This window comes from Duganella sp. BJB476, from assembly GCF_003416895.1.
Classification (GTDB): Bacteria; Pseudomonadota; Gammaproteobacteria; order Burkholderiales; family Burkholderiaceae_D; genus Rugamonas.
On sequence record NZ_QVIO01000010.1, the window covers coordinates 102,856 to 121,648 of the forward strand.

Annotated in this window: 10 protein-coding genes; 5 read left to right on the forward strand and 5 right to left on the reverse strand. The window is 62.4% G+C overall.

Annotated features, from left to right (window positions below; genetic code table 11):
* The first annotated feature begins 48 nt into the window (after positions 1–48).
* Positions 49–2,985 (forward strand): TonB-dependent receptor domain-containing protein, encoded by a 2,937-nt coding sequence (locus tag D0T21_RS28845; protein ID WP_116993372.1) that lies wholly within the window; start codon positions 49–51, stop codon positions 2,983–2,985.
* 66 nt (positions 2,986–3,051) lie between these two features.
* Here the strand turns inward: D0T21_RS28845 and gap are convergent, their stop codons facing one another.
* Both gap and tkt read right to left on the reverse strand, forming a co-directional pair.
* Positions 3,052–4,062 (reverse strand): type I glyceraldehyde-3-phosphate dehydrogenase, encoded by a 1,011-nt coding sequence (gene gap, locus D0T21_RS28850; protein WP_116993371.1) that lies wholly within the window; start codon positions 4,060–4,062, stop codon positions 3,052–3,054.
* 48 nt (positions 4,063–4,110) lie between these two features.
* The gene (tkt, locus tag D0T21_RS28855; RefSeq protein WP_116993370.1) at positions 4,111–6,105 is read right to left on the reverse strand and encodes a transketolase; all 1,995 of its coding nucleotides are present in this window, start codon (positions 6,103–6,105) and stop codon (positions 4,111–4,113) included.
* Between the two features lie 153 nt (positions 6,106–6,258).
* Here tkt and D0T21_RS28860 point away from each other — a divergent pair, with 153 nt between their 5' ends.
* Both D0T21_RS28860 and D0T21_RS28865 read left to right on the forward strand, forming a co-directional pair.
* On the forward strand, positions 6,259–6,984 hold the full coding sequence (locus tag D0T21_RS28860; protein WP_116993369.1) for a 16S rRNA (uracil(1498)-N(3))-methyltransferase: 726 nt from the start codon (positions 6,259–6,261) through the stop codon (positions 6,982–6,984).
* Between the two features lie 146 nt (positions 6,985–7,130).
* Positions 7,131–8,438, forward strand: a complete 1,308-nt coding sequence (locus D0T21_RS28865; protein WP_116993368.1) for an aspartyl/asparaginyl beta-hydroxylase domain-containing protein — start codon at positions 7,131–7,133, stop codon at positions 8,436–8,438.
* A gap of 122 nt (positions 8,439–8,560) precedes the next feature.
* On the opposite strand, the gene D0T21_RS28870 is transcribed toward D0T21_RS28865, so the two are convergent.
* Positions 8,561–11,443, reverse strand: coding sequence for a TonB-dependent receptor domain-containing protein (locus D0T21_RS28870; RefSeq protein ID WP_229211678.1), 2,883 nt, complete (start codon positions 11,441–11,443; stop codon positions 8,561–8,563).
* Between the two features lie 506 nt (positions 11,444–11,949).
* Positions 11,950–12,201 carry a hypothetical protein gene (locus D0T21_RS28875; RefSeq protein ID WP_147328206.1) on the reverse strand — a complete coding sequence of 84 codons (252 nt, stop codon included), beginning with the start codon at positions 12,199–12,201 and terminating at the stop codon, positions 11,950–11,952.
* Between the two features lie 501 nt (positions 12,202–12,702).
* On the opposite strand from D0T21_RS28875, the gene D0T21_RS28880 reads away from it, so the two are divergent.
* Positions 12,703–14,343, forward strand: coding sequence for an NAD(P)/FAD-dependent oxidoreductase (locus D0T21_RS28880; protein WP_116993366.1), 1,641 nt, complete (start codon positions 12,703–12,705; stop codon positions 14,341–14,343).
* On the opposite strand, the gene D0T21_RS28885 is transcribed toward D0T21_RS28880, so the two are convergent.
* On the reverse strand, positions 14,340–15,686 hold the full coding sequence (locus D0T21_RS28885; protein ID WP_229211679.1) for a sensor histidine kinase: 1,347 nt from the start codon (positions 15,684–15,686) through the stop codon (positions 14,340–14,342). The two genes, D0T21_RS28880 and D0T21_RS28885, sit on opposite strands and share 4 nt — an antisense overlap.
* A 299-nt stretch (positions 15,687–15,985) precedes the next feature.
* Between D0T21_RS28885 and D0T21_RS28890 the strand changes: the two genes are divergently transcribed.
* Entirely contained in the window at positions 15,986–18,751 is a 2,766-nt protein-coding gene (locus D0T21_RS28890; protein ID WP_116993364.1) for a TonB-dependent receptor, read from the forward strand.
* Positions 18,752–18,793: the final 42 nt, after the last annotated feature.

The window sequence follows — 18,793 nt, forward strand, 5'->3', positions numbered from 1 at the left end:
TGTTCTTCCGACAATTTGTAATGCTCATGAAAATTGGAGGAGTTGGTAATGATCAAGGAAACAACGTTGTCCCGTTCGGTACGCATGATCTGCGTGGGCGGTCTGGCGCTCGGCTTACAAGCCGCACACGCCCAGGAAGCAGCCATACAAAAAATCGAAATCACCGGTTCACGCATTGCGGCGCCTGGCGCCGACTCGCCGTCGCCGCTGCAACTGCTGTCGTCGGCCGATATCGCCGCCTCCGGCGCCACCAACCTGCAAGAACTGCTGCAGAAAAACCCGACCCTGGGCACGCCGACGCTGAGCCGCACCAACTCCAACTTCCTGACCTCCGGCGGCGGCGTCTCGACCATCAACCTGCGCAACCTGGGCGACTCCCGCACCCTGGTGCTGGTCAACGGCCGCCGCTTCGTCTCCGGCGTGCCGGGCGACAGCGCAGTCGACCTGAACACCATTCCAACCGACTTCATCGAACGCGTCGAACTGCTGACCGGCGGCGCCTCGGCGACCTACGGCTCCGACGCCGTGGCCGGCGTGGTCAACATTATTTTGAAGCGCAACTTCAACGGCCTGTCGGTCGACGCGCAGACCGGCCGCAGCAGCAAAGGCGACGACTTCAAGAAGAAACTGTCGCTGACCTTCGGCACCACCAGCGCCGACGGCGCCAGCAACGTCATGGGCCACCTGGGCTACTCCAAGCAGGGCGCCGTGATGAGCCGCGACCGCGAGGTTTCAGCCATCGACCAGGTCAGCAAGCTGACCGAAACCGGCGAAGCGGGCGACGCCTTCATCGCCGCCCGCCCGCGCTACTCGGGTATCGCGCCGCAGGGCCGCTTCTTCTTCGACAAGGACCCCGTCAGCGGCAAGGCCGGCAGCTACACCTACGACAAGGACGGCAAGGTCATTCCGTGGGACGGCAACGGCGTCAACGGCCCGGCCACCGGCTTCAACCGCTCGTACTACCGCGCCATCGCCGTGCCGACCGAGCGCTTCCTGCTCGCCCTCACCGGCAACCACACGATCAACGACAACCTCAGCGCCTTCTTCGAGGGTAATTTCGCGTCGAGCAAAACCCGCACCAACACCGAACCGTTCGCGATGCAGTCGATCGACATCTTCAAGGCCAACGCCGGCAAGACCCCGGCCGACACCCTGGTCAACGGCGTCGCCGTGCGCAACCCGCTGGTGCCGCAATACCTGTACGACCGCATCACCGACACCGATGGCGACGGCTTGAAAGACTACGTCTTCAACCGCCGCCTGGCCGAAGTGGGCAGCCGCACCGCAGGCGCCGACCGCGACACCTTCCGCCTGGCCACCGGCCTGAAGGGCACGATCCAGGACTGGAACTGGGATAGCTACATCGCCTTCGGCCGCACCAAGGAAGCGCAGTCGTCGAGCGGCCAGATCAACGTGCTCAACGTGCGCAACGCACTGGCCGCGATCACCGACACCAAGGACGACAACCACAACGGCAGCACCACCGACGCCATCTGCGCCGACGCCAACGCCCGCGCCCAGGGTTGCGTGCCGCTCAATGTGTTCGGCCTGAACACCATTTCGCCGGAGGCGCTCAAATACATCAGCGCCCCGGGTTCGCTGGCCACCTCGGTGACCCAGAAACTGGTGGGCGGTTCGATCAACGGCGAGATCTTCGAGCTGCCAGCCGGTAAGATCGGCGTCGCGGCCGGCTTCGAATGGCGCGGCGAATCCTCCAGCGCGGTACCGGATGCGCTGACCCAGGCTGGCCTGAACGCCGGCAATGCCACTCCCGCCGTCGAGGGCGATTTCCACGTGCGCGAGTTCTTCGTCGAGACCCGCGTCCCGCTGCTGAAGGATGCACCGTTCGCCAAGGCGCTGACCTTGAACGGCGCCTTCCGCAACGGCCACTATTCGAGCGTGGGCAACACCAACAGCTGGAACGCGGGCTTCGAATGGCAGCCGGTTTCGGACGTGAAATTCCGCGGCACGCGCGCGCTGTCGACCCGTGCGCCGAACATCAGCGAACTGTACTCGCCGCCGGCGCAGACCTTCCCGAGCGTGACCGACCCATGCCTGGGCGTGACCGCGACCTCGGTGGGCGCCAAGGACAGCGCCTGCCGCGCCGCCACCGGCGTGATGGCCAACATCGCCGCCAACGGCCAGTTCACGCTGACCCAACCGGACATCCAGGGCGTGAGCGGCTACAACATCGGCAATCCCACCCTGCGTGCCGAAAAAGGCCGCTCGACCACCGTCGGCGTGGTGCTCACGCCGCGCTCGATCCCGATGCTGAGCAAGTTCACCTTCACGGCCGACTACTTCAACATCAAGATCTCGGACGCGATCAGCAGCAACGGCCGCGACTACACGCTCGACCAGTGCTACAACAAGGGCAACCAGAATTACTGCAAATTCATCACGCGCCGCAGCGTGGGCGGCGGTTCGATCAGCACCGGCGCGCTGCAGTACATCGACAGCGTTGCCGGCAACAGCGGCGGCACCGCCACCGAAGGCGTGGACATGACGGCATCCTGGTCCGACAAAGTCGGTCCTGGCCGCCTGAGCGCCAACATCGCCTACACCTACCTGAAGGACTTCTGGGATATTCCACAGACCGGCGCCGACAAGGACTACTCGGTGGGTGAAGTCGGCTTCGCGCGCAACAAGGCCGTCATCAACCTGGCCTACAAATGGGGCGACTTCGGCGTCACCTCGACCACCAGCTACACCGGCCGTTCGCGCCTGGACGACCAGTTCCTGAACGCCTACGACCTGGCGCCGGATTCGGTGATGATCGGTTCGCGCACCATCAACGACTTCCAGGTCACCTGGTCGCCGCGCAAGAACTGGGAACTGTACCTGGGCATCAACAACGCCTTTGACGTCAAGGCGCCACGCATCTTGACCGGCCTGAACGGCAATACCACCGGCGCGGAAACCAACGCCAGCGTGTACGACCCGATCGGCCGCCGCGCCTACCTGGGCGTGCGCGGTACGCTGTAATCGTTCTACGCACATAAAAAAAGCCTGCCGGGTTGCGCCGGCAGGCTCTACTGGACTCGCGGAAGCTTACTTCGCGGTCATCAGTGCAACGGTGGTGTCCAGCATGCGGTTCGAGAAGCCCCACTCATTGTCGTACCACGACGATACTTTCACCAGACGGCCCGACACTTTGGTCAGGGTCGAGTCGAAGTTCGACGAAGCAGGATTGTGGTTGAAGTCGATCGATACCAGCGGTTCGGTCTGGTAGGTCAGCACTTCTTTCAGCGCGCCTTCGGCGGCGGCCTTCATCAGCGCATTGACTTCGTCCACGGTCGTGTCGCGCTTGGCGATGAACGACAGGTCGACCAGCGAGACGTTGATGGTCGGCACGCGGATCGCGAAACCATCCAGCTTGCCGTTCAGCTCAGGCAGCACCAGGCCAACCGCGGCGGCGGCGCCGGTCTTGGTCGGGATCATGCTCATGGTGGCCGAACGGGCGCGGCGCAGGTCTTCATGCATCACGTCCGACAGCACCTGGTCGTTGGTGTAGGCGTGCACGGTGGTCATCAGGCCGGTTTCCACGCCGATGGCGTCGTTCAGCGGCTTGACCAGCGGGGCCAGGCAGTTGGTGGTGCACGATGCGTTCGAGATCACGGTGTCGGTAGCCTTCAGCACGTGCTGGTTGACGCCGTACACGATGGTGGCGTCGACGTCCTTGCCGCCCGGTGCCGAGATGATGACTTTCTTGGCGCCGCCCTTCAAGTGAGCCGAAGCTTTCTCTTTGGTGGTGAAGAAGCCGGTGCACTCCAGCACCACGTCCACGCCCAGCTCGCCCCATGGGATTTCCGCCGGGTTGCGCTGCGCGAACACGCGGATCACGTCGCCGTTCACGATCATGTTGTCGCCGTCCACCGTCACGGTGCCTGGGAACTTGCCGTGGGCGGTGTCGTAGCGGGTCAGGTGGGCGTTCGATTTGGCATCGCCCAGGTCGTTGATCGCAACGATCTGGATGTCTTGTTTCTTGCCGCCTTCGTAGAAAGCGCGCAGCACATTGCGGCCGATGCGGCCGTAGCCATTGATTGCAACTTTGATCGTCATACTATGCTCCTGATTAGAAAAATAGGTAATGCAACAAGCAATTATAGATTATGCAATGACAGATTTGACTTTCGCCACGACGTTTTCCACCGTGAAGCCGAAGTGCTTGAACAGCACGCCTGCCGGGGCCGATTCACCGAAGGTATCGATGCCGACCACAGCGCCTTCCAGGCCGACGTATTTGTACCAGAAATCGGTCACGCCGGCTTCGATTGCCACGCGTGGCAAGCCTTTGGTCAACACGCTGGCCTTGTAAGCGGCGTCCTGACGGTCAAATACATCGGTCGACGGCATCGACACCACGCGCGCCGCGATGCCTTCCGCGGCCAGCGCCGAAGCGGCCGCCACGGCCAGCTCGACTTCCGAACCGGTGGCGATCAGCGTGACCTTGGCGCCGGCCACTTCGCTCAGCACGTAGCCGCCGCGGGCCACATCAGCGATCTGCTGGGCGCTGCGTTCCTGGTACGGCAGGTTCTGGCGCGAGAAGATCAGGGTCGACGGACCGTTCTTGCGCTTGACCGCCTCGCCCCATGCGACCATCGATTCGACGGTGTCGCATGGACGCCAGTTGTCCAGATTAGGAATCAGGCGCATCGACGAGACGTGCTCGACCGACTGGTGGGTCGGGCCGTCTTCGCCCAGGCCGATCGAATCGTGGGTGAACACGAAGATCGAACGCAGCTTCATCAGCGCGGCCATGCGCAGCGCGTTGCGGCTGTAGTCCGAGAAGGTCAGGAAGGTGGCGCCGAACGGGATGTAGCCGCCGTGCAGCGTGACGCCGTTCATGATCGCCGACATGCCGAACTCGCGCACGCCGTAGTTGACGTGGTTGCCCGGCTTGCCGGAACGCAGTGCGACGCACTCTTTCCAGTTGGTCAGGTTGGAGCCGGTCAGGTCGGCCGAGCCGCCCAGGAATTCCGGCAGCACCGGCGCCAGCGCCTGGATGGCGTTCTGGCTGGCCTTGCGGGTGGCGATGTTTTCTTTCTTGTCGACGCAGGCGGCGATGCCGGCGGCCAGCGTGGCGTCGAACGCGGCTGGCAGGTCGCCGGCCATGCGGCGGCTCAGTTCAGCGGCTTCGGCCGGGAATTGCTTGCCGTAGGCGGCGAAGGTCGCGGCCCAGTCGGCTTCCAGCTTGGCCCCGGCGGACTTGGCGTCCCAGGCGGCGTAGACGTCGGCAGGGATCTCGAACGGCGCGGCGCTCCAGCCGATGTATTCGCGGACGGCGGCGATTTCCTTGTCGCCCAGCGCGGCGCCGTGCACCTTGTCGCCGCCTTGCAGGTTGGGCGAGCCCTTGCCGATGATGGTCTTGCAGCAGATCAGGGTCGGCTTGCTGGAAGTCTTGGCGGCGGCGATGGCGGCCGAGACGGCGGCAACATCATGGCCGTCGACCGCGCGGATCACGTTCCAGCCGTAGGCTTCGAAACGGGCCGGGGTGTCGTCGGTGAACCAGCCTTCGACCTTGCCGTCGATCGAGATGCCGTTGTCGTCGTACAGGGCGATCAGCTTGTTCAGGCCCAGGGTGCCGGCCAGCGCGCATACTTCGTGCGAGATGCCTTCCATCAGGCAGCCGTCGCCGACGAAGGCGTAGGTGTAGTGGTTGACGACGTCAAAGCCGGGCTTGTTGAACTCGGCAGCCAGCAGGTACTCGGACAGCGCCATGCCGACCGCGTTGGCGATGCCCTGGCCCAGCGGGCCGGTGGTGGTTTCCACGCCCGGGGTGACGTCGACTTCCGGGTGGCCCGGGGTTTTCGAATGCATCTGGCGGAAGGACTTGATGTCGTCCATGCTCACGGCGTAGCCGGACAGGTGCAGCAGCGCGTAGTGCAGCATCGAGCCGTGGCCATTGGACAGCAGGAAGCGGTCGCGGTTCACCCATTTCGGGTTGGCCGGGTTGTGGCTGTAATGGCCACTCCACAGCGCAACGGCGATTTCGGCCATGCCCATCGGCATGCCTGGGTGGCCGGAATTGGCCTTCTGGACGGCGTCCATTGCCAGCGCGCGAATCGCGTTAGCCATTTGGGTGGTTGGGAGCGTAGAAGTCATCGTTGGTCTATCACGAAAGTATGGAAACTGGGGGCAATGGGATGCTGCTGTCGTTATTACTGTCTGTGCTGCACTCTTGCTGAACCCATTATTTTACCAGACCGAGGCGTCCACCATTTAAAATTGCGGAACTCAAACCGACCGGATCCGCGCATGCCCCGCTTTTATATCTCCCAGCCTTTGGCCATCGGCCAGCTCGTCAGCCTGCCCGAGGCGGTCGCCCACCACATCCAGGTGCTGCGGCTGGCGCCCGGCGAGCTGGTGACGCTGTTCAACGGCGAAGGCGGCGAATACAGCGCCACCCTGAGCGAGATCGGCAAGCGCCATGTCAGCGTCGAGGTCAAGACGCACCAGCCGCGCGAGGTCGAGCTGCCGTTCGGCATCACCCTGGCCCAGGCCCTGCCCGAGGCCAGCAAGATGGACTGGATCATTGAAAAGGCCATCGAGCTGGGCGTGTCGGGCGTGCAGCCGCTGGCGGCGCAGCGCTGCGTGGTGCGGCTGTCGGCCGAACGGGCGGAAAAGAAGATGGCGCACTGGCAGGGCATCATCGAGTCGGCCTCCGAGCAGAGTGGCCGCAACCGCCTGGCCCAGCTGGCGCCGCTGCAAGACTACAAGCAGTGGATCACCCAGCAGGACATGCACCGCCGCATCATCCTGACGCCGCGCGCCGAACAGTCGCTGGCCGACTGGGCGCGCCACCAGAGCCCGCAGGCGGTGACCCTGGTGATCGGCCCCGAGGGCGGCCTCAGCGACGCCGAGGAAAACCTGGCGATCCAGCACGGCGCCCTGCCCCTGACCATGGGCCCGCGCATCCTGCGCACCGAGACCGCCGGCCTGTCGGCCGCCGCCATCCTGAGCGGGCTGTGGGGAGGCATGTAACGGCGTGCGGCGCAATGTAACGTAATGATGCGGAATTCCAACACTTGATCTAGTTTCATGCGGCCATTGCCTCTGGAGGCAGGGTGGGCGGGCTATAATTTTTTGGCAGGCAACAAAGTTTCCCTGCCAACTCGCCATCACAAGACATGATCACCTCCCTGCCCCATCCGCAAACGGCACAAGCTGAGATCGCCGCACTGCAGGCCGCCGCCATCCAGGCTACCCAGGCAGGCAAGGACGACGAAGCCGGACGCTTGTGGGAGCGCATCCTGGCGCTGCAACCGTCCCACGCGCTGGCGCTGACCTCGCAGGGCAAGCGCGCGCTGCGCCGCGGCGACATCGCCGCCGCCCGCCGCGCCTTCGAGCGCCTGGTCCAGGCCACGCCCGCCGATCCGCAAAGCTGGATCAGCCTGGCGCTGGCCTGCCAGCACCAGAAAGACGAAGCCGCCGAAGATGCCGCCATCCACGGCGCCCTGAAGGCCGATCCCACCGACCTGATCGCCCTCATCCTGCGCGCCAACCTGCTGGAGCGCCAGGGCAAGAACCACCAGTCGGCCTCGGTGTACGGCGCCGTCGCCAGCGTGGCCCCGCCGATGGGACAGCTCAGTCCCGATCTGCGCGCCGCCGTCACCCACGCGCGCCAGTATGTCGACAGCTACCGCGACGGCTATGGCAAATTCCTCGACAATTTCCTGGAACCGCACTACCAGCAGATGGCGGGCGAAAACCTGAGCCGCTTCCGCGAGGCGCTGGACATCATGGTCGGCCGCAAGGTCCGCTATGAATCGCAATCGATGATGTACCACTACCCCGGCCTGGTGCCGACCCCCTTCTTCCCGCGCGCCGAGTTTCCCTGGCTGGACGCGATCGAAGCGGGCACCGACGCCATCCGCGACGAATTCCTCAACGTGCTGCACGCCGAGCAGGGCTTCACGCCCTACCTGACCTATGCCGACGACGTGCCGCACAACCAGTTCGCCGAATTGAACAATTCGCCGCGCTGGAGCGCCTTCCATTTGCTCAAGGACGGCGTGCCGGTGCCGGAAAACGCCGCCCAGTGCCCCGTCACCATGGGCTTGCTGGGGGGCGCGCCGCAGCCGGACCAGCCCGGCCGCACGCCGACCGCCATGTTCTCCCTGCTCAAGCCCAAGACCCGCATCCCGCCGCACGTCGGCGTCAGCAATGCGCGCCTGGTGACCCACTTGCCGCTGATCCTGCCGGGCCAGTGCGGCTTCCGGGTCGGCAACGAGACGCGCGAATGGCAGATGGGCCAGGCCTGGGTGTTCGACGATACGATCGAACACGAGGCCTGGAACAATAGCGAGCAGCTGCGCGTGGTGCTCATTTTCGACATCTGGCACCCGCACCTCACGCCGGTCGAGCGCGAAATGATCACCGCCCTGACCGAGGGCATCAATCGCTTCCGCGGCGAAGCAGGCGGTTTCGACCTGTAGGCGACCATATCCGGTCCCGACGGCACGCTGCGGCGTGCCGTTTTTTTTGCCGGATGAGCAATGCGCGGGACGAAAAAAAACGGCACGCCGTAGCGTGCCGTTTTGCTAGCCGACAGTCGCGATTAGAAGCGAGCGGTCAGGTTCAGGTACAGGAAGCGACCCATCGAGTCGTACACCTGTGGGTAGGTATTGCCGTTGGCGCTACCAGCTGCTGCGGTCGACTTGGTCGATACGACTGGTGGGTCGCGGTCGAACAGGTTGTTGATACCGCCGCTCAGGGTGATCTTCTTGGTGATCGGGTAGGACACGTTCACGTCGAAGTAGTCACGCTCGCCCAGTTTCGCTTCCAGTGGGAACTGGCCGGTCACTGGTTTTTTCAGCAGCTTCTCGTTGGACGAGAACTCGGAAGAGACCGACGAGAAGTGACGCCACGTACCGGAGACGTCGAAGCCATAAGGCGTCGCCCAGGTGGTACGGAACTTATGGCGCCATTCAGGAGCAGGCGTACCGCAGGTCGGGCCGAACAGGCCTTTGCAGTCATACTCGCCCAGGCCAGGCACGTTTTCCGTGGTGATGCTGCGCAGCCAGGTGCCGTTCATCGTGAAGTCCAGGGTGCCCATGCTGCCGGTCTTGTAGCGATAGCTTGCGCCCAGGTCGATACCCGAGGTGCCGACCGAACCGATGTTGGTCGTGGTGTTTTCCACGAAGCCCAGCGGACCGTTAGGCGACAGCCACAGGCTGCCCAGCGCATCGCGCTTGACCAGCTTACAGAACACTGGATTACCAGTCTGCAAGCACTGGTTCAGGGCGATGGTTGGATCGACCGCGCTGATGGTGTCCTTGATGTCGATCAGGAAACCGTCGACCGTGATGGTCAGGTTCTTGATCGGCTCAACCACGATACCCAGGGTGAAGGTGTCGGCTTTTTCCGGCGCCACATCAGGGTTACCACCGGTGCGGGACGAGTACTGGTTGGCCGAGTTTTTCTTCAGGTTGCCGTACTGTGCAGCGGTGACGCCGGTGTTGGCGCACTGAGCCAGGGTTGCGCTAGGCGAAGGACCGGCGCATGGGTCGTCCGAAGGACCACCGTTGCCGATCGATTGCGGGTTGTACAGATCCTGGATGGTTGCAGCGCGCACCGCACGCTGGTAGCTGCCGCGCAGACGCAGTTTCTGGATCGGCGACCAGTCGATGCCCAGACCGTAGGTGTTGGCCACCTTGTCGGTGCTGTACTCGGAGTGGCGATACGAACCCTGCAGGTCCAGGCTCTCGATGAATGGCTTCTTCTCGACCAGCGGCACGTGCACCTCGCCGTAGATTTCCTTGACCGTGTAGCCGGCGCGCAGCGCAGGCGCGGCACCGCCACCACCGGACAGGTCGCCGGAGATGTTTTCCTGGTCAGGCTGGAAGACCAGTTTTTCGGTGCGGTGTTCGACGCCGAACGCCACGCCGATGCCGTTGCTCGACCATGGGGATTTCACGCCGTACACGCCCAGATCGCTGCCGATGTTACCGCCGTAGATGATCTGCTGGGTGTAGCCTTGCTGGTGACCCGACACTTGCAGGTAGTTCAGCGCGGCCTGGGTTACGCCGCCCAGGGTGTACATATTGTACGGTACGCAGGCGCCGCCGGAACGGCACACTGGCAGACCGGTTTTCGGATCGGTGATCACGTCCAGCGCATTGCCGATCTTGGCGACCGAGAAGTAGCCGCTGGCGGTTTCCTGGTGGCTCACGCGAGCGAACTGGCCAAACACGTCGTAGGTCCAGTTGTTGATCTCGCCCTTGACGCCCAGCACTTCGCGGAAGGAGTTATCGTTGATCGAATCGACGCGCGGGCCGCCTTCGACGTTACGCTTGCCGACGATGACGTCGACACCAGGGCCGCCAGGGGTCAGGCCCAGCGCGTTTTTCCACGACTGCGACAGCAGCGGGTTATCGTACTGCAGCGTGGTCTGCACGCCGTAGAACACGCCGCCCGGAGCGATCTGTGCATCGGTCGAGTAGTTGTGGAAGTTGAACTCGTTGTAGATGCGCGCTTTGTCGTTGATGTCGTAGTGGATCTGGCTGTTGAAGCCATACACTTGCGATGGACGCTGCAGGTAGTTGATCGGGCCAAAGTTGTAAGCATCGGTCGCGCCGTTGTATGGACGGGCCGTGCCTTTGTTGTCGGCGTTGGTGAAGTCGGCGGTGTCGGTCGAGACGATACCCAGCGCGTTCGTTGCCGAGCCCGAGCAGGTGTATTTGGTCTTGCCGGCAGCCAGTGCGCACGACGAGTAGTCGCGAGCGCCTTCGAGGATAGGGCGGGTTTCTTTGTACGTGAAGAACGCGGTGGCGTTACCCTTGTTGTCAGCGAAGTTGCCGCCGATCAGGATGTTGATGTCTTTTTCTTTACCGTCCAGACCGACTTTGCCTGGCAACGGGTAGTTGTGGTCGCTCACGGCGTAAGCCACGCTGTTGTGCTGGCTGTGGTTGAAGCCGCTGGTGTTGACCTGGACTTCCACGCCTTCAAAGTTGTCTTTGAGGATGAAGTTGACCACGCCGGCAATCGCGCCCGCGCCGTACACCGCGCCTGCACCACCGCTCAACACGTCGACGCGTTTGATCAGCGCCGAAGGAATTTCGTTCAAGTCAGCAGCAGTGCTGGTGACGCTGCCGGACGGCAGACGACGGCCGTTGACCAGCACCAGCGTGCGGTCCGAACCCAGGCCACGCAGGCTGACGGTCGCGGTGCCGGAGGCGCCGTTGGAGATTGCCGCGCCCTGCGCTGCAAACACTTGCGGCAGGTTGTTGAGCATGTCTTCGACATTGCGTACGCCGTCGATCTTGATGTCTTTGGCGCTCAGGACCGTCACGGGGCTGGCGCCCTCGGTGTTCAGCGTAGGGATACGCGAACCGGTCACTTCAACTTTTTGCATAGGCTGGTCCGCTGCTTGCTGCGCGGACGCTGCATGCATACCCAGCGCAATCCCGCCGACGAACATCACGCGGATCGAGCGAGACAATACTGTTTCCTTGATCATTATATTGTATTCCTTGGTGTGTTTATTAGAACGTTTAACGGCATCTTTTGGATAGCAAGTAAAAACGACCCATTTCTTTGTTTAACCTCTACCGACTGTGAATAGTCTGGATAAAACTATTCATTCACCGGCAACTGCACTTTCTCTGCCCCAGGTAAAGATCGGCGCTTGCGTCATCGTTGATGAAATAAAGCCAAACTTTTCCGCTGTTCATAAAAACATAGCAACTCGGCTATTGTCAATGAACCTTACACAGTCCGGACCAGCGCACGGAAGGCGAAAGATTCTGCGCACCGGCGTGGTGCGATGCGGCAAAGTGCGGGCCTAAAGATTTGGATAAATGTATTTTTATTAACGTTGTGAATTGTCTCGTTCGTACAACATCGCAACGAATCGCATGTCATGCCGCCTGAAAATATTTCCAAAAATACATTTTTAATTTCCTATCAAATAACGAAATGATCGCAAAAAAACAACAATCCGCCGAACTAACGCCATTTCACGTCCTGCTGCGGCGTGTCGCGAGCAAGTACACCAAAATTTTCAACCGTCAAGCCGCAACCGGCGAAAATCAATGGAAAACCGGGGCTTTCCAGAACAAAGAACATCAAATGCGACCACGCGAGCGCGTTTTTAACCGTCTGCAGCGCACAGAAAAATTCCTTAAGGAAACAAAATGACGCCAGCCAGTGCATTAAAACCGCTGCGTGGCCATTTTGGTGCCAGTCGCCTTTTAACAACAAAACCGCCAATACTTCATTTGTGAAAAATTACTCAGTATCAACACTGCGAATATATGAGTGATCCGCAAGCAATAATGTCTGTCGACAGTCATAGCGCAGGCCATTAGACCTATATTATTTATAAATAATAATTCCAATTCTGAAGATTCCCCATGCGCCGGAAAAATAGCAGGAATGAATAAGGCCCGATTTAAAATAATTTTTGAATATATAAATAGCGAGACCGGCATGCGTATTAATAGCCGTTGCTTGATAATCAAAGGAGGCAATGAATAAGCGGCGACTGAACTTAATATTCCGCAAGTGCCACTACGGCATTTTATATTTAGCGCGATGCGATTTTTCCGCCGTTTCGAAAGGCTGGCGGAGCCGGCATGGCTGCAATTGGCGGCCATTGCGGGTAAAATACGGGGTTTCACGGGCTGAACCGGGGCGCCACGCCGCCGCGCCGGCCCGACGATCATGGCGCCTAGACAGCGCCCTCTCAGGAAGCCATCCATGTTGCGATTAAACGAAGTCAAACTCCCGCTGAACCACGCCGAGGCGGATCTGCCGGCCGCCATCCTGGCGCGCCTGGACATCGCCGCCGACGCCCTGCTCGGCTACACGGTATTCAAACGCAGCTACGACGCCCGCAAGAAAACCGCGATCGTGCTGATCTATTCGCTCGACGTCGACGTCAAGGACGAGGCAGCGCTGCTCAAACGCCTGCAGCACGACGTCCACCTGATGCCGTCGCCGGACACCTCCTATAAATTCGTCGCCCACGGCGAGCAGCTGGCCGGCCACGACCAGAACCCGCGCCCGGTGGTGATCGGCACCGGCCCCTGCGGCCTGTTCGCGGCGCTGATCCTGGCGCAGATGGGCTTGCGTCCCATCATCCTCGAACGCGGCAAGCAGGTGCGCGAGCGCACCGTCGACACCTTCGGCTTCTGGCGCAAGCGCGAGCTCAATCCGGAGTCGAACGTGCAGTTCGGCGAAGGCGGCGCCGGCACCTTCTCGGACGGCAAGCTGTACAGCCAGATCAAGGACCCCAAGCACTACGGCCGCAAGGTGCTGACCGAGTTCGTCAAGGCCGGCGCGCCGGAGGAAATCATCTACGTCAGCAAGCCGCACATCGGCACCTTCCGCCTGGTCAAGATGGTCGAGCAGATGCGCGCCAACATCGAACAGATGGGCGGCGAATACCGCTTTGAAAACAAGGTGGTCGACATCGAGATCGAACAGGGTCCGGACGGCGGCCAGGTGCGCGGCCTGACGCTGGAAAGCGGCGAGAAGATCGTCACCAACCACGTGGTGCTGGCGGTCGGCCACAGCGCGCGCGACACCTTTGAAATGCTGTACAACCGCGGCGTCTACATCGAGGCCAAGCCGTTCTCGATCGGCTTCCGCGTCGAGCATCCGCAATCGCTGATCGACGCCTGCCGCTTCGGCCCCAACGCCGGCCACCCCATCCTCGGCGCCGCCGACTACAAGCTGGTGCACCACGCCGCCAACGGCCGCGCCGTGTACAGCTTCTGCATGTGCCCGGGCGGCACGGTGGTGGCGGCCGCGTCCGAGCCGGGCCGCGTGGTCACCAACGGCATGAGCCAGTATTCGCGCAACGAGCGCAACGCCAACAGCGCCATCGTGGTCAGCATCTCGCCGGAAGTCGACTACCCGGGCCACCCGCTGGCCGGCATCGAGTTCCAGCGCCGGCTGGAAGAGAAGGCGTTTGAACTGGGCGGCGGCACCTACAATGCGCCGGGCCAGCTGATGGGCGACTTTGTCGCCGGCCGCGCCTCGACCGAGTTCGGCAGCGTGGTGCCGTCGTACAAGCCGGGCGTGCACCTGACCGACCTGGCCACCATCCTGCCGGAGTTCGCCGTGAGCGCGCTGCGCGAAGCCTTCCCGGCCTTCGACAAGCAGGTCAAGGGCTACTTCAAGCACGACGCCGTGCTGACCGGGCTGGAGACGCGCACCTCGTCGCCGATCCGCATCAAGCGCCGCGACGACACCCTGCAAAGCCTGAACACGCGCGGCCTGTTCCCGGCCGGCGAAGGCGCCGGCTACGCGGGCGGCATCCTGTCGGCCGGCGTCGACGGCATCAAGGTGGCGGAAGCGGTGGCGCTGTCGATGGCCGCCGACCAGCAGCCTTAATCCGTTTCCCGGACCGGCAGCCGCAGCTTGATGCGGCAGCCGGCCGGGCTGGGTTCGACCGTCGCCTGCCCGCCCATCTGGTGCATGATGGTGTAGACGATGTGCATGCCCAGTCCCGATCCGCCCTGCCCGCGCTTGGTGGTGAAGAAGGGCTCGAACAAGCGCTCCCGCACTTCCGCCGTCAGGCCGACGCCGTCGTCGCCAAACTCCAGCAACAACCAGTCCGCCTCCATGCGCGCGCTCAGCCTGACCAGGCCGGGGCCGCCGTTCGGATAAGCATGCTTGGCGCTGTTCATCAACAGGTTGGACAGCACCTGCGACCAGCGCCCCGGATCCAGCCGCACCCGCAGCTCCGGCGCGATATCCAGCTCGACCGCGATGCCGAACTTGCGCAGCTCCGGGCCGTGCGCCGACACCACGCTCTGCGCATGCTCCAGCAGCGCCACCGTGCAGACACTCAGGCTGCCCTGGTCCACCGCCAACTGCTTGAAGTTGCCGATCAAATCGGCGGCCCGCAGCAGGTTGCGCTCGACCAGCAAGGCCGCCTCGCGCATGCGCCCGGCCGTGGCCACCAGCTCGGAACGGCTGACGCGCTCGCTCCCCACGCACTTGACCAGCTCGGCCGCATAGCTGCTCAGCGTGGACGCCGCCGTCACCGCCACGCCGATCGGCGTGTTGACCTCGTGCGCCACGCCCGCCACCAACGCCCCCAGCGCCGCCATCTTTTCCTGCTCGATCAGCGTGGTCTGCGCCGCCAGCAAGGCTTCGGTGCGTTGCTGTACCTTGTGTTCCAGCATCCGCTCTCGCTCCTGGTGTTGCAGCTCGGCGGCGCCGCGCGCGGCGAAGATCGACAGCAGCGACAGCACCAGCAGGCGCTTGTCCTCGGAGATGGGCTTGGTGTCGATGGCCGACAGGATGCCCAGCGTGCCCCCTTCGGTATCGATCATCGGCATGCCGATATAGCTTTCGGCCCGCATGTCGACCAGCAGCGTGTCCTTGGGATAATCGGCCTGGATGCCGCAGGCATGGAAGCACATGCTCTGGTCGGTGACGTCCTGGCAGGGCGTGTGCAGCAGGCTGTACTCCATGTTGGGCAGGTAGTCGGCGCCGCCCCACACCGCCAGCGTGCGGATGCCTTCCTGGCCGTCGGCCATGACGATCACCCGGCCGGCGATCACATAGGTGACGTCGAGCGCCTGCGCCAGGTCGCGCACCAGGATGCGCAGGAAGTCGTCGCCGCGGGCGCGGGCGGTCGACGCCGTGATCGAGCGCAGCGCCGCCTCGGCCAGCGCCCGGCCATCCTCGACGCCGAACAGACGCGGCGCAGCCTCTTGTCCGTTCAACAATTTGTCATCGCACATCGTACCCCCGGGTCACATGAACTTGGTTGAACGTTTCACGCCTGATTATCACAAATTGGCCATTAACAACAAAATACTTTGTATTTTTGTGTAAATAAGTCGTTATTTTTTGAAATAACCGTGAAAAGTGTTGTTTATTTCAATTCTGTTACAGAGTGTCAATTGACCTTGCCCGGCGCAAGTGGTCTGATGACCGCCTTGGATAATCCATTGATGGACTATTCATTATGAAATTTTCAATGACAAAGTACTAAGCCGTAACCTCGCTAGGAGTTCAAGCAATGATGATGGAAACTGTAATTTCGCGTTCACTGCGCCTGATGTTTTCGGGCAGCGCTGCACTGATCGGTGCAGGCCTGCTGGCCCAGCCAGTATTTGCACAGGATACCCCTGTCATACAACGCGTGGAAATCACCGGTTCGTCGGTTAAGCGTGTCGACGCTGAAACCTCGCTGCCGGTACAAGTGGTCACCAAGGCTGACATCGCCCGCACCGGCGCCACCAGCACCGAAGAACTGTTGCAGTCGATCTCCGCCTTCTCCTCGGCAGGCGGCACCAGCAACGCCACCGGCGCCGGCACCTCGACCGGCGGCCTGTCGTCGATCTCGCTGCGCGGCCTGGGCTCGACCCGCACCCTGGTGCTGGTCAACGGCCGCCGCCTGGCAGCGTTTGCCGGCAGTGACGGCGCCTCCGTCAACGTCAACGTCATCCCGCTGGCCGCCATCGAGCGCGTCGAAGTGCTGAAGGATGGCGCGTCCGGCGTGTACGGTAGCGATGCAGTGGCCGGCGTGGTCAACTTCATCCTGTCCAAGCAGACCGACGGCGTCGAAATCACCGGCGGCTACGGCTCCCCATCGCAAAGCGGCGGCGGCCAGAACAGCAAAGCCTCGATCACCGGCGGCTTCAACACCGACAAGCTGAACCTGGTTGTTTCCGGCTCCTACGAAAAAGAAAAGGCCCTGTTCGGCCGTGACCGCGACTACGCGGCCACCTCGACCAAGCTGCCTTACTACAACGGCACCGCGACCGGCCTGGGCAACATCCAGGGTTCGTTCACGCCAGGCAAAGGCACCGACGCCGGCTTCAGCTCGGGCGGTTCGGGCTACGGCAATCCGCTGGCCATCGGCGACAAGTGCGGCACCATCAAGATGGGCACGCTGCAAGGCGGCGCCAAGGGTTCGCCTTACTGCTACTACGACAGCGGCCCGGACGTCGGCCTGACGCCTGATCGCGAACTGTTCAACTTCACCAGCAACCTGACCTACCAGCTGAACGAGAACCACCAGCTGTTCGGCGACGTGCTGTACTCGCAGAGCAAAGTCACCCAGACCTACCAGGCTTCGCCGGCGCGCGCCAGCTTCTTCGAGACCGACGGCGAGTTCGCCAAGCAAGGCGTGGACGCGGCACTGCTGCTCTTCCCTAGCAACCCGGTGTACCAGTCGATCGCTGCGCCTTACCTGCACAGCCAGGGCTTCGATTCGCTGATCGGCAAACCGCTGTCGATCACCTCGCGCGTGTTCGACTTCGGTCCACGCCAGAACGTCGACACCGCCAAGCAGGCGCGTGTGGTCGTTGGCGCCAAGGGCACCATCGGCGCGGTCGACTACGAAGTGGCGCTGACCCACAACGAGTCCAAGCTGAACAGCGCTGTGACCACCGGCTACTTCTCGCAAGTGGCCTACGCCAAGATCATCAACGCCAGCAACTGGAATCCATGGGCTGCAGGCGGCGTGCAAACCGGCGCCCTGGCCGACCAGCTGAAAGGCGCAGCCTTCACCGGCGACTTCCTGGCAGCAAAATCGACCAGCGACTCCTTCGACGCCAAGATCACCGGCGACTTCTGGACCATCGCCGGCATCACCCCGCAATACGCGCTGGGCGCACAGTCGCGCAAAGAGAACTACACCACCAATCCTAGCGCGGCTTACCAGTCGGGCGACATCTCCGGCCTGGGCGGCTCGGTCGTACCTATCGACCGCGACCGTACCGTGAACTCGGCGTTCGGCGAACTGAGCATTCCGCTGACGAAGACGCTGGAAGCCAACCTGGCGGTGCGCGACGACCATTACGACGACGTCGGCAATTCGGCCAACTGGAAGGGCAATGTCCGTTGGCAGCCAACCAAGACCTTCCTGCTGCGCGGTTCGTACGGCACCGGCTTCCGCGCACCGTCGCTGGTCGACCTGTGGACGCCACAGACCCTGGGTACTTCCGAGCAGTTCAACGACCCAGCGACCAAGCAAACCGGTCTGCAAGTCAATGCTCTGTCGGGCGGCAATCCTAACCTGAAGCCAGAGAAGTCGAAGCAGTACTCGTTCGGCGCCGTATGGCAGCCGGTATCGAGCGCCAGCATCGGTGTTGACTTCTTCAACATCAACATCCGCGACATCCTGGCGACGCCGTCGGCACAAGAGATCGTGTCGCGCTTCCGCGCCGGCGACCCAGCCTACGCAGGCCTGGTGACCCTGAACGGCAACGACATCGTCAGCATCCGTTCGACGCTGGCCAACACCGGCAACGCCAACGTGCAGGGCCTGGACCTGACGGCCAACTGGAAGGACAACTTCAGCTTCGGTAAGCTGGAAGCCAACCTGAATGGTACCTACATGGATACCTTCGACCAGACCAGCCCAGGCGGCGACGTGTCGCACAAAGTCGGCACCATCGTTGACGGTTCCGGCAACCCGGTGATCGGCGCGCAAAACGGCGGCGTGATCCTGCGTTGGAAGCATCAGCTGGCGACCACCTGGAGCAAAGGTCCATGGTCGACCACCCTGGTCCAGAACTATCGCAGCGGCTACCAGGTTGGCCACGACCTGAACGACAACAAAGTGTTCATCTCGTCGGAAGCCATCTACGATGCCAACGTGACCTACAAGGGTATCAAGAACCTGACCCTGGCGCTGGGCGTGAAGAACCTGTTCGACAAGCAGCCTGACCCGATTGGTACCGCAGTCACCAATCAGTTCCAGTCCGGCTACGACATCAACCAGTACGATCCACGTGGCCGCTTCGTCTACGTGACCGCTGGCTACAAGTTCAAGTAATCTCAGTAGCTCCAATGAAAACGCCCGCATTCGCGGGCGTTT

Bases quoted from the DNA above. Each gene is read 5' to 3' on its own strand.
- D0T21_RS28845 (WP_116993372.1), top strand. From the start codon at position 49: ATGATCAAGGAAACAACGTTGTCCCGTTCGGTACGCATGATCTGCGTG.
- gap (WP_116993371.1), bottom strand. From the start codon at position 4,062: ATGACGATCAAAGTTGCAATCAATGGCTACGGCCGCATCGGCCGCAAT.
- tkt (WP_116993370.1), bottom strand. From the start codon at position 6,105: ATGACTTCTACGCTCCCAACCACCCAAATGGCTAACGCGATTCGCGCG.
- D0T21_RS28860 (WP_116993369.1), top strand. From the start codon at position 6,259: ATGCCCCGCTTTTATATCTCCCAGCCTTTGGCCATCGGCCAGCTCGTC.
- D0T21_RS28865 (WP_116993368.1), top strand. From the start codon at position 7,131: ATGATCACCTCCCTGCCCCATCCGCAAACGGCACAAGCTGAGATCGCC.
- D0T21_RS28880 (WP_116993366.1), top strand. From the start codon at position 12,703: ATGTTGCGATTAAACGAAGTCAAACTCCCGCTGAACCACGCCGAGGCG.
- D0T21_RS28890 (WP_116993364.1), top strand. From the start codon at position 15,986: ATGATGATGGAAACTGTAATTTCGCGTTCACTGCGCCTGATGTTTTCG.